Genomic DNA, 12,464 nt, shown 5'->3' with positions numbered 1-12,464 from the left:
ACAGAGAGAGGACTGAAGTCCTCACTACAAACAGGGTTTACTTCCTCTTATTTAACGCCTGCTTCCCAAACCCAAGACAAAGCAGTCGATCGCCCTCAGCAACATTCGGGTCATTCTGCAAATAATCTCCCAACCACTCGCAACTGCGAGCAATGATATTATTTAGTTCCAAATTCTCCACAGGCAACAGAATTACAGTCCTATCCCTACTAGCAAAACCCAGAGTTTTGCTATCAGAACTAAAAGTAACGCTCAACACGCGATCGCTCGATTCCAAAGTCTTAGATAGCAGCGCCTTCTTGCCGTCAAAATCCCACAGCTTAACAGTATTTCCCCCACTCGCCGCCGCAATCAACTTGCCGTCGGGACTAAAACTCACGCTTTCTACAGTATCGCTGTGGTCGAGTTTTTCAGTTAAATTCGCCACCTTTCCATCAAACCCCCACAAGTAAACTTTTTTGTCAGCGCAAGCCGCAGCAATAGTCTTGCCATCGGGACTGAAACTCACATTTTTAACGCTGTCCCGGTGGTCGAGAGTTTTCAGGATTTTCGCCGACGAACCGTTAAATTGCCAGAGGTAAACTCTCTTTTCTCCGGTAATTTCAAAAGCCTTTTTCTTCCCGCTTGCCTTGTCCTCAGCAGCGGTAGCAGTAGCTATAGTTTTGCCGTCGGGACTGAAGCTAACGCTAATTACTGGATTGCTGTGATCGAGTTTTGCAAACAAAGTTGCTTTAGCACCGTTCCAGCGCCAGAGGTACAATTTGCGATCGGCACTTGCGGCGGCAATTATTTTTCCGTCTGGACTAAAACTCAGGCTTCTAACAATGCCGCTGTGGTTCAGAGTATCTAACAGTTTGCCGTCTACACTCCAGACTTTCACCGTTGTGTCATCGCTGGCCGAAGCAACAGTTTTATCATCAGGCGAAATGCTCACCCAGGTAACAGAATCCTTGTGACCTACTAAGGTTTTGAATAAACTGCCGTCAGCGCGCCAAAGTCTCACCGTTTTGTCCCCGCTAGCAGAAGCAATTGTTTTGCCGTCAGCACTAAAACTGACTTTGTAAACCCAGTCTCCGTGCCCCGATAAAATCTTATTCAACGGAGTGCTGTCCGGTTTCCAAATTTTCACTATTTTGTCCTTACTTGCGGAAGCAATAGTGCCATCGCCGCTGAAAGTTACGCCCCTCACGTCGTCTTGATGTCCTCGAAAAGTGTTGAGCAAAGTGCCGCTGCGACTCCAAACTTTCACCGTATCGTCTGCACTGCCGGTGACAATTTTTTCGCCGTCGCGACTGAAACTCGCGCTGACCACTTCATCGTTGTGTCCTTTGAGAGTTCTGATTTCCTCACCCTTTCGGTTCCAAATTTTGGCTGTGGTGTCGGCACTTGCTGAGACGAGTTCTCGACTATTTGGACTGAACTTAACGCTGTAAACAATGCCTGAATGTTTGGTTAATGTTTTGGGAATAATTTTAAATTTCTGGGTTTTACTTTCTCGGTTCCAAAGTTTGACAGTTTTGTCAACACTTGCTGAGGCTATTGTTTGGCCGTCGGGGCTGAAACTGACGCCGAGCACCCAGTCTTTGTGTCCGGTTAAGGTTTGCAGCAATTTTTTGTTCGCCAGGTTCCAGATTTTGACGGTGTTGTCGTGACTGGCGGAAGCTAGGGTTTTGCCGTCGGGACTGAAACTGACGCTGGTGACGATATCGCGGTGGTCGGATAAAATGCCGATCGCACTTTTGTCGTTATCTACTTGCCAAATTCTAATTGTGCGATCGGCACAACCAGTAGCGATCGTTTTCCCATCGGGACTAAAACTAACACTCGTCACGCTATCTGGGTGATTGAAAGTTTTTAATAACTTACCTTCTTTGCTCCACAATTTAACAGTTTTGTCAGCACTTGCCGAAGCAACTAAATTGCCGTCGGGGCTGACACTCACATCCAAAACAAACTTGCTGTGCTGCTCGAAACGGTTGCGTTCTTGCACACCGGAAACTGCTTGTCTGAGTCTTTCAGCAATTTGATTTTTAGTGTCCACAGGCAGCGCTGTACTTTTCTGAGAATCACGGCCGATTTTGATACTATTTCCCAACACTCCTAATTGATTTTTTTCATTAGAAAGCACCAAAGCTTCCGACGCCGAATTTAGGGCATCAGTCCGACTTTTTTCTGCTTCTTGCCGCGCGCTTTCTGCTAATTTTGCTTGCTGGAATGCCATCCCCGAAACACCTCCGAGTACAAGCACTCCTAGAACCGCCGCCCGCAATTGCCATCTCCGAGTTTGGTAAAGTTGAGCTTCCGCTTCGTGCTGTTTGTCTCTAGCTTGACGCTGTTTTTCTCTAGATTCCGACAGCAAAGCATCTCGCTCTCTATCTTTGCGAATTTGGTCAATTTCATCTCGATTAATTTGGTTTTGCTTTCGCAGTTCCTCAAATTCTGCCTTTTTATCTAATTCCTGCTGCTGGCGAATGAAGCTAACTAGATAGTCGTGAACGAGCTGGTAAAGCTCTGCCTGCAGTTCCGTCCACCGAAAAACTAAACCAGATTTTACTAACAGTTCTAAGACTAAATCTAATTTGTCAGCTTCGGCAAACGTCGCTAAATTCGAGGCTAATTCGGCGCGGGTTTTGAGGGGACGAATCTCCTCTTCATCTGTCAGAAAATACAAAACTCGCCGCGCCGCTACTTCATTTTCAGGGCCGCAATCTTTGATGACTTCTTCGAGAAATCTTTCGACTAATGTGTGTTGCGGATTGTTGCCTAGTTCCTGATATCGAGTTAAAGTTCTAATGTCCTCTTGTTGCAGTTGAGCGCCGACAAGTTGTAGTTCGATCGGGCGGACTTCTCCCAATTCTCCCGCTAAATCTTTGACTAATTCTTCGATGAGATCCGGTTCTAAGTAAAACTGCGCTCGTTCCGTTAAAGTGCGAATTACCGATCGCGCATCGCCCAGCGAAAAATTTCCCAAATAAAACAGAATATTTTTGCTGAGAATGTCCCCCAAAATATCATTGTTAATGAATCCTGTCTGGTTTTTGGGTCGGGCAAATTCCAGCAAATAGTGTAGGTAATCTTCCCGCAAACATAGGACGACTTTTAAATATTTGATTTTCAAGCATTCCCGCAAAAAATCAAAAAATTTCTGCCTTTCTGCTGGCTCTTTCCACACGAAAAAGAATTCTTCAAATTGATCGAATATGAGAACAGTCACTAAATGTTCGGAATTTATTTGCAGCTCCTGGATAATTGTTTCGTATTCGAGGGCATCTTTTTCTATTTCTATGATTGATTCTAAAGGCTGTGACTGCTCAATTTTCTCCTCATTTTTCCCAGCCGAGCCGCCGTTAAATCCCGAAATAAGATTTTCCTTGACTGCGCCTGCTTCTACTGGAAAATCTACCGGAGCAGTTTCCGGTACTGCTTCGGAAATTTCCGGATCGAATATTTCAGCTTTTCCCGCAGATAACTGTCTGGTTAATTCCCGAGGCCAGTTGTTGTAAACTTGCAGCACTACCGGCAACACAGTCCGCATTTCTATTTTTTTTTGTTTGAGAGCCGGCACTAATCCCCCGGTGACAATTGAGCTTTTGCCAACTCCAGACTGACCGTAAATTACTGTCAGTTTGTCTGGGGTATTGTTCATCCTATCTATCAAACGGTTTAGGTCTTGTTCTCTGCCGGAAGCAGTAATTTCGTCAGCAATAGTAGCAGCGCCGGCAACAGTTTCGGCGACAGGATTAACCGCTTCTCTGTGCGGCTGCAACTTTCCTGCTCCAATAAAAGCTCGGAACCGATACGTATGTTCCACCGCTCGGTAATCTTGCTTAATTTGAAATGCTTCGAGATATTCTCCCCGCTGAAAATAGAGCGATCGCAGCATTTCTAAAACTCGCAAAGACAGTTGCGGGTTGTAGCAAGGTTCGGTTTCCGAACGAGCCAGCTCTAAATGCGCGATCGCCTCTTGCACCTCACCCAAGTGACTCTGTGCCTCTGCTAAAATTAACAGATACAAGCCTTGATGCTGCGACTTTACAGGCGTTCCCTGTCCCCTCGCTTCTAAATTTGAGTTTAGAACCTCTAGAGCGACTAAAGCCCATTCTTTCGCCGTTTGCCAGTTCTTCTGCTCTAAGGCTACTCTAGCCAAAAAGCCGTAATCTTGAGCCAAATTAACTGCTGAATTTTCCATATTTTCATGTAACCTCCGAGCTTTGATAGCTAAATTCCAGAGTGCATCCCAATCTTCTAAATGCTGCAATACTTCGCCAAGTTGATTGATGAATATACCAACGGCATCCGACCGTCCTGCCCGTTCTAAAACATTAATACATTCCTGAAAATAATTCTTAGCTTCCGTCCAGTAAGGACGGTTGCCGCTGCGGTGTTTTTCTGCTTGGAAGCGGTAGCAAAGACCGATGTGGAATAGCAGAATTCCCTCTAACACCGGTGCTGGGTGAACGGTAAATAACAAATCGCTAAATTGTGTTTTAGACCCAATAAACGCTACTTGATGCTTCCAAAAACTGAGACTTTTTTGATACAATTCAATAGCCGCAGGGATGCGGTGACAAGCATATTCGTGCCGACCGCGAATAAATTGCAAACTCGCTTCAATAGCTGGTTCTAACCTGATGTTGCAAGTTTGCAAGTCTTGGCTAGCCGACTCTAGTTCACTCAAAGAATTGGCTCCGAGAATGGCAGAATTAGTTAAACGCCAATTGCCACTTTCTAAAATATTGGAAAAAATGCGATCGGCACTTTTGCCCAGGAAATCCACCAAGTCGTCGGGGCCGATCACAAATTCAACAGTGGTCGTCCAAGTCTCGATATCTGTTACTAACCGAATCAGTTTTTTTAATATTTTGTCGGTCACCCACAGCACCACCGGGAAGGGAAAATTATTCCGAAATTCTTCCCTCACGTAGTTGGTAGAAGTCAGCAGTCGCTCGATCGCACTTACCGATTCCAATCCAAACACCATTAAAGCTGCCGGGTGGCCGCAGGAAAGTTTGGTTTCTATCGTCGTGTAAAGAGTTTTAACAGATGGCGGGAGGACAATTTCTCGAATCTCGATACCAGACTCCTGCCGCAATTGCCGTACAGTTTCCTCTCTCATAGCACTGTAATTGCACCGGGCCAAAATCAGCGAAAATTGCCCCTGAGACATTCTCAGAGCCCGGGAGAGAGTTTGCAGCGAACTTTTGTTTTGCTGTGCTGCGGTGTCTTGCTGGCAGTGCGAATTAATCATAATTAATATTTGAAAAAGTTTCTCAGAATAGGTACTGTCAACTGCCGAAAAAAGGAAGTTCGGCAACGGATTATTTAACGGATGTAACGGATGTAACGGATGGAAGTTCGGCAACGGATTATTTAACGGATGTAACGGATGTAACGGATGTCATACCAATTTAATGTGAAGTTGCACATATCTCGATCCCCCTAAATCCCCCTTAAGAAGGGGGACTTTGATCGGAATCTTGTCCCCCCCCTTATTAAGGGGGGCTAGGGGGGATCGGATTCTATGCAGCCTCATAAAAAATTGGTATCACGGATGGAAGTTCGGCAACAGATTATTTAACCGATGTCACGGATGTCACGGATGGAAGGAATCGACCGCAGGGGAAAGTGCAATTAAGAACGTCCTAACCGTTTGGGCGGTTGCTCTAAGTTTACTTTTACCCGTTTTTACGTTTGCAAATTACCGCAAATAATCACATAGTTAAGTTTATTTCTGCCCGTTTTGGCGATTTTATTTCACACGGAACCATCAATTAGTTAAGTTTATTTCTGCCTGCATACTTATTGTTGTAGCGGCTCAAATTAAAGCATACCCGAAAAAATACATACTCTGTTATTCGCATATTCCCAGCAAAATCAACCTAATTTTACTGAAATCTTTACGATCGCTCCAATTGTACCCAGCAAAAGATTCGATCGCCCAACTCCGATTCAGTTATTCGCAGATCCCCGAAATCCGGCAGGCCCGGGTTGACTGGCCCCTCGCCGCACTGAGATAAACTACCGGCGGCGGCTCATCAATTACAGCTTGAAGATTGTTTGTCATAAATTTACTAATCTCCATATCTAAAGTAGCTGTAAAATCAGGTTCATCCCACTCCTCGCTTTCTTCAATGCTGATGGTTGTTGGGGGCCCAATATCAACATCTAGCTCATCGCCAAAATCCGAAACTTTCTTAATTGGATCTCTTTTCTGACTGGTATCAGCGGCAAAAGCTTGAGTTGTATTGGCCATTAGTAGGATCGGCAGTGCTACTATGGCACTTATTGTTTGTCGCGCCGTGATTTTCCTCATGGTATCCTCCTGATATAAACCAAACTTTGGTGCTGCTATACATCCAACATCCGCCGCTACTTTAGAGCGCTGTGAGTCGATTTTAGATTTTAGATTTTAGATTTACTCCACAGATGAATCTGAGAGCTTGAACGAGGGTCTAAAATTGTGGGCTACTTACCACTCCTGCCGTTCGCAAGTATCCGTTTTTGAGCAGAGTCATTAATGAATAGCGACTTCTTTTTCCAGAGGATATAACCTTATCTGACTCTTCGCGGCAAGTTTGCTTAACGGAGCATATCCGGTCAACTGTTTGCCTTTCTATTTACTACGTGAAAACTCTTAAACAGTCAGGTTTTCCCGTTAAGTAATTCCCCAGCCTTTGCCAATGTTCATCTCAGACTCAAAGCAAAGTGGGTGAGAAGTTCGATCGCACACCAGTTTTCGCACACCAGTTTTCGCACACCAGTTTTCGCACTCCCGCGCTGCCACCAGCAAGCTGATGTGATTTACCACAGCCACCGGATATCTGTCAATACTTATATCTTAACATTTCTAAGTTTTTTCATAATTCTCGTTACCAGGAAGAGCCTGGTAACGCAGCTCGGCGAGGCACAGCCTCCAGCCAAGTCGAGAGGGCTCCTATTTCGTCAAGCCGTGTTCGAGAGCGAAGCGAACCAACTCAGTACGGCTGTTAGTACCCGTCTTGCTAAACAAACGGCTGACGTACTTTTCCACATTACGCACGCTAGTTTCCAAGCGGCGGGCAATTTCCTTATTCATCAAACCTTGAGCAACCAAATCCAAAACACTTTGTTCTCGCGGAGTCAAATCAATTTTAATCGGCGAAGGACTTTGGGCGATCGAACTCCGCCCGCTCAGCAAAGACTCAATTCTCGCCATTTGGCTTGTCAAAGCAGCAATATCTGGACTTTCAGCATTTTCGCTCGTCTCCTTAGCAGCCGCGCGGCGGGCCAGCAAATTGGTTACTATTGCTACTAACTCGTCGGGATCGAAGGGTTTAGAAAGATAAGCATCGCAGCCTGCTTGATAGCCTTGAATGCGATCGCTCGTCATCCCCTTAGCCGTCAAAAACACCACCGGCAAAGCCTTATAGCGAGGATCTTCCCGCACTTGCTTGAGAAATTGATAACCGTCCACTTGGGGCATCATAATGTCTGAAATCACCAAATCCGGATTAGTCTGCTGCAAGAGTTCCCACCCATCCCGAGCATTACTCGCCACCTCAACCGCGAAATCGCTATCTTCCAAATAAGCTTGTACTGCTTCCCGCAAGCCCGGTTCATCATCTACCAATAATAATCGTGCTGACATAGTTGTTACCCTTACGCTTTACCACTATTTTTTAATTTAGCCGCATTTAAGTCTTGTTGTCACTCCATCCATCGAAGGAACTAAAAAAATTGTTGTTCAACTCAAGAGCTTTGAGTTAGGTTTTGATCTAACGATTAAAAAGTTATTAAATCTTTAATTCAAAACTCAAAACTCAAAACTCAAAATTATTCTTGAACCCTTCCACTTAAACTTTTGAACGATCTGTCAAAATTTCATAACCAGTTTCTGTCACCAACACAGTATGCTCAAACTGAGCCGACATAGCATTGTCAACGGTTACAGCAGTCCACTTGTCAGAAAGCGTCCGAGTGTACTTAGAACCGGCATTCAGAATTGGTTCGATCGCCAATGTCATGCCGGCTCGCAATTTCACGTTCGGCATTTCCCGCGTGCGGAAATTGAAAACCGAGGGTTCCTCGTGCAAATTTCGCCCGACACCGTGGCCGGTAAACTCCTCAACCACGCTAAAACCGTTGCTTTTGACATGATCTTCGATCGCACCCGCGAGATCGAGCAAATAGGCTCCAGCCTTCACTTGTTCGATGCCTTTGTAGAGAGCTTCTTCTGCGACTCGGATTAATTTTGCCGATTCGGGAGTCACTTCCACAACTGCGATCGTGATGCAAGAATCGCCGTGAAAACCTTGATAATATGCCCCAGTATCTACCTTGAGAACATCTCCTGCCCGAATTACTTTTTTGGCGCTGGGGATGCCGTGAACAACTTCGTTATTAATGCTAGAGCAAATCGATCCCGTGAAACCGTGATAGCCTTTAAAACTGGGAGTTGCACCCATTTCGCGGATGCGTTTTTCGGCATAAGCATCCAAATCAGCAGTAGTCATTCCCGGTTTTACCATTAGGGAAATTTCTTTGAGTACCGTTGCAACGATTTTCCCTGCCTGTCGCATAATTTCGATTTCGCGTTCCGACTTAATTTCAATGCCTCGACGCTGTTTTTTGACTTGTGGTGCTTGAGTTGGACCAGAAAGCAGACTGCTAAAAATATTCATGTATTGATTGGCGGGTAATTTTGTACTTTGACGGCAGGTTGAAGCAAAAACCGGCAAATATCCAGTTTTTTGTGGAAAAACGAGTGTCTTGTTCCGAACTGTCGATCGCTTGTCCTTTAAGCTAGCTTAATATTTTTCTCACTAATCGGCACGGGATTGCGGGGTCAACAAAGCGGTTGAAACCGCCGAGTCCGTCTGCTCGGGATTTCCGAGCCTTCCTGTGAGGTTAGCAATTGCGGCAATTAACTTAGTTAGCTCAACTGGTTTAGATAAGTGCGTCTGGAAACCAGCTTCCAGCGCTTGCTGCCGCTCTTCCTCTCGGGCGTAGGCCGTCAGGGCGATCGCAGGCATCTTTCCACCCCTGAGCCTTTCCATTTCTCTCACCCGGGCGATCAACTCATAACCGTCTGCTTCCGGCATTCCAATGTCGCTCAGCAGCAGATCCGGCCAATAACTCTCCAGTGCATCTAGAGCCCCGGCCACCGATGCCGCCGATCGCACCATAGCTCCTTCGTCCTCGAGTAAAGCAATCAAAAACTCCCGCGTGTCATCGTCATCATCCACCACCAGCAATTGCAAATTAGCCAGAGTGGGGAGAGTCTCTGTCGCCTCATTGAGCGGCGACCAATCATCCTCTGCACCTCGGGTCTTCCTCTGTGCCAGAGGTAAAGCCACCGTAAATTTCGCACCCTCGCCCGGATTATTTTCTGCATCCACCTTACCGCCGTGCAGTTCCACCAAGTGACGGACGATCGCCAATCCCAGTCCCAAACCCCCGTAAGACCTAGTTGTGCTGCTATCAGCTTGGCGGAAGCGATCGAAAACATAAGGCAAAAAATCAGGAGCGATACCAATGCCGCTATCAATTATCTGAATTTGAGCCTCATCTCCAACTGACTCTAACCGCACTTCTACTTTACCCTCTTGCGGAGTAAACTTAATCGCATTTGACAGCAAATTCCACACAATTTGCTGCAAGCGATCGAAATCGCCGATCACTTCACCTACATTTGGACTGCACGTTAATTCTAGGACTATTGATTTTTCCTCAGTCAGCGGCTGCAATGAATCTATTGCCAACTTGATCACAGATTCCAACCGAATCGGATGCATATTTAAATTTATTTTGCCCCGCAGAATCCGCGAAACATCTAAAATATCTTCGATGAGTTGAGCTTGAGATTTAGCATTGCGCTCAATTGTTTCTAGGGCTTTATCAATAGTTTCTTGGTCAAATGTTTTGCAGCGAAGCAGCCTAGACCAGCCGAGAATTGCATTTAAAGGAGTACGGAGTTCGTGAGAGAGAATAGCTAGAAATTCATCCTTCATCTGGTTAGCTCTCTCCGCTTCTTGCCGCGCCACTTGTTCGCGGATTAGTCTGCCGCGTTCTTCCTCTGCTTGCTTGCGGTCTGTGACATCTCTAACCGTGCCCACGTGACCGATCAGTTGTCCAAAATCCGAAAACATTGGCGACGACTGCACGTGAATCCACCGCACAGTTTCGCTATCAGCTAATCGAAACTCGTTAGAATATTCTTGGCTTTCTTTAATCCAAGCTAACCAATCTGCTACTACGCGATCGCGATCTTCTGGATGAACTTCCCGCTGCCAAACCTCTGCCAAACTTTCCTCCAAAGTTAACCCGCAAATCGCTTGACAACGCGGGTTGATGTAAGTACAGCGGCCTTCAACGTCAGCTAAGTAAATTCCCAGTGGTGAACAAGCACACAAAGTGCGAAACCGCTCTTCACTTTTCTTTAGTTCACTATTAACCGCAGCTAACTGTGTTGCTTGCTGCTTCACCTCGACTGTTTTTTGGAACAATTCCACAAATACCTGCACCTTCGAGGTCAATATTTCCGGTTCTAAGGGTTTGAAGAGGTAATCCACCGCGCCCAGAGAATAACCTTTAAACACGTGGGTGTCATTACTGCTGAATGCTGTGATAAAAATAATCGGAGTCGCTCGCGATCGATCTCTAGAGCGAATCAATGTAGCTGTCTCAAATCCATCCATTCCCGGCATCTGCACATCAAGCAAAATTACCGCAAAATCTTCATTAAGCAGACATCTCAGAGCCTCCGCGCCCGAATTAGCTTGTACTAGATGATAAGACGGGCTGTTGAGAATAGCTTCTAGAGCTATCAAATTTTCTGGGCGATCGTCAACTAAAAGGACATTTACTCGATGGGGGGGCTGCAGAGTCATAATTTTTTTAATCTTTAATTCTTAGCAAATTGACTAAACAGGGAGCGATTTTAGAGAGGGGTAAAATCCAGTCTACTTCAACATTTGCGATCGCCGACGCTGGCATGGCCGGGCATAGAGCTGAAGCCGGTTCCTCCACAAATGTCAATCCTCCCTCAGCTTTAATTTTTGCCAGCCCTTTAGTGCCATCCGAATTAGCTCCCGTTAAAATTATGCCGATAACTTTCTCCCCAAAGGCATCCGCAGCAGACTCAAACAGCACATCGATTGAGGGCCGCGCGTAGCAGACAGGAGCCTCAGTTGATAGTGCAAATTTAGGAGTTCCGCGATTGGGGATTGGGGATTTTGAATTGTGGATTGGCTCCACTGCCACGCTCCCCCCTTCTGTAAAGTCGTTTTCATACAGGCTAAACTCCTCGTCAGAGGGCGATTCTATTAGCAAGTGATAGTCAGCAGGAGCCAAGTAAACCCGTCCAGGTACGATCTCCTCTTTGTCTTGCGCCTCTGTGATTTGGAGAGAGCTTTGCTTTTGTAAAAAATAAGTCAGCCTATTCTGAGAACTCTTATGGCGGTGTTGGACAATAACTACAGGCAAAGGAAAGCTTTGTGGCAAATTTGCCAGCAGCACAGTCAGAGCCTCTAGCCCTCCCAAAGACGTGCCAACAACCACTATTTCAAAATTTTTTTTATTTAACTCTTCGGTAGATTTTCTCACTACTTTCAATTGGTTCATAGTATTTTTCATAAGGTGTAAAAGTCAGAGACTCCTGATGTCCTAGTCCCAAAACTCCAAACATTGTTAGGCTCTCATAAAAAAGCTTGTGTACCCGCTCTTGGAGGTGTGAGTTAAAATAAATCATCACATTACGGCATAAAATAACATTAAACTCATTAAAAGAATTATCCGTTGCTAGGTTGTGGTGAGCAAAGACAATATTATCTTTAAGTGAAGAGCGAAAAATCGCATTTTCATAGGCAGCAGTGTAATACTCAGAAAACGCTTTCTTGCCCCCCGCTTGGTGGTAGAGTTGCGTATATTCTTTCATTTGTTTCAGCGGGTATATCCCTGTTTTGGCTGTTTTCAAAACTAATTCATTCATGTCCGTAGCGTAAATCCGACAACGGTCATAAAGTCCTTCTTCTTGCAGCAAGATTGCCATAGAATAGACTTCTTCTCCCGTTGAACATCCAGCGTGCCAAATCCGAATAAAAGGATAAGTACGCAGTAGCGGCACCACTTTATTTCTGAAACTAATGTAAAAGCTGGGATCGCGAAACATCGCCGTTACATTGACAGAAATGTCCAGCAGTAAACGGTCTAGGTAAGCAGGATTGTGAAGTACCTTTTCCTGAAGTGCCGAGACAGTGGTGAGCCGTTCCGAGCGAATAGTGTTCCAAATACGGCGCTTGAGAGAGGCAAGAGCATAATTGCGAAAATCAAATCCGTAATAGCGAAACATTCCCTCTAGTAGGAGTTGAATTTCGATTGTTTCAAGTTCATGGCTTTCGGGCATTTTTAATTACTAATTGGTTAGGGGGCATTGTTGACTGTTGACTGTTGACTGTTGACTGTTGACTGTTGACTGTTGACTGCTG

At 45.5% G+C, this 12,464-nt stretch carries 8 protein-coding genes; all 8 read right to left on the bottom strand.

Annotated elements, in window-relative coordinates:
- Positions 1 to 37: 37 nt before the first annotated feature.
- Entirely contained in the window at positions 38 to 5,248 is a 5,211-nt protein-coding gene (locus tag QUA47_RS01620) for a WD40 domain-containing protein (protein ID WP_333429452.1), read from the bottom strand.
- Between the two features lie 705 nt (positions 5,249 to 5,953).
- Positions 5,954 to 6,253, bottom strand: coding sequence for a hypothetical protein (locus QUA47_RS01615; protein WP_333429451.1), 300 nt, complete (start codon positions 6,251 to 6,253; stop codon positions 5,954 to 5,956).
- A gap of 402 nt (positions 6,254 to 6,655) precedes the next feature.
- On the bottom strand, positions 6,656 to 6,814 hold the full coding sequence (locus QUA47_RS01610) for a hypothetical protein (protein ID WP_333429450.1): 159 nt from the start codon (positions 6,812 to 6,814) through the stop codon (positions 6,656 to 6,658).
- Positions 6,815 to 6,934: 120 nt separating this feature from the next.
- Entirely contained in the window at positions 6,935 to 7,627 is a 693-nt protein-coding gene (locus tag QUA47_RS01605; protein WP_190663224.1) for a response regulator transcription factor, read from the bottom strand.
- Positions 7,628 to 7,832: 205 nt separating this feature from the next.
- Positions 7,833 to 8,660: a type I methionyl aminopeptidase gene (gene map / locus QUA47_RS01600; protein ID WP_333429449.1), complete on the bottom strand. Its 828-nt coding sequence runs from the start codon at positions 8,658 to 8,660 to the stop codon at positions 7,833 to 7,835.
- Positions 8,661 to 8,801: 141 nt separating this feature from the next.
- Positions 8,802 to 10,868 (bottom strand): response regulator, encoded by a 2,067-nt coding sequence (locus QUA47_RS01595; RefSeq protein WP_333429448.1) that lies wholly within the window; start codon positions 10,866 to 10,868, stop codon positions 8,802 to 8,804.
- Between the two features lie 7 nt (positions 10,869 to 10,875).
- Positions 10,876 to 11,601 (bottom strand): chemotaxis protein CheB, encoded by a 726-nt coding sequence (locus tag QUA47_RS01590; RefSeq protein WP_333281330.1) that lies wholly within the window; start codon positions 11,599 to 11,601, stop codon positions 10,876 to 10,878.
- Entirely contained in the window at positions 11,555 to 12,382 is an 828-nt protein-coding gene (locus tag QUA47_RS01585) for a protein-glutamate O-methyltransferase CheR (RefSeq protein WP_333406118.1), read from the bottom strand. Before QUA47_RS01585 ends, QUA47_RS01590 begins: the two co-directional genes overlap by 47 nt.
- Positions 12,383 to 12,464 lie beyond the last annotated feature (82 nt).

Origin of the sequence: Microcoleus sp. MON2_D5, assembly GCF_036701905.1 — a bacterium.
In the GTDB taxonomy this organism is placed as follows: Bacteria; Cyanobacteriota; Cyanobacteriia; order Cyanobacteriales; family Microcoleaceae; genus Microcoleus.
The sequence above is the reverse complement of the archived record's forward strand: the minus strand, read 5'-3'. Positions and strand labels throughout refer to the sequence as shown.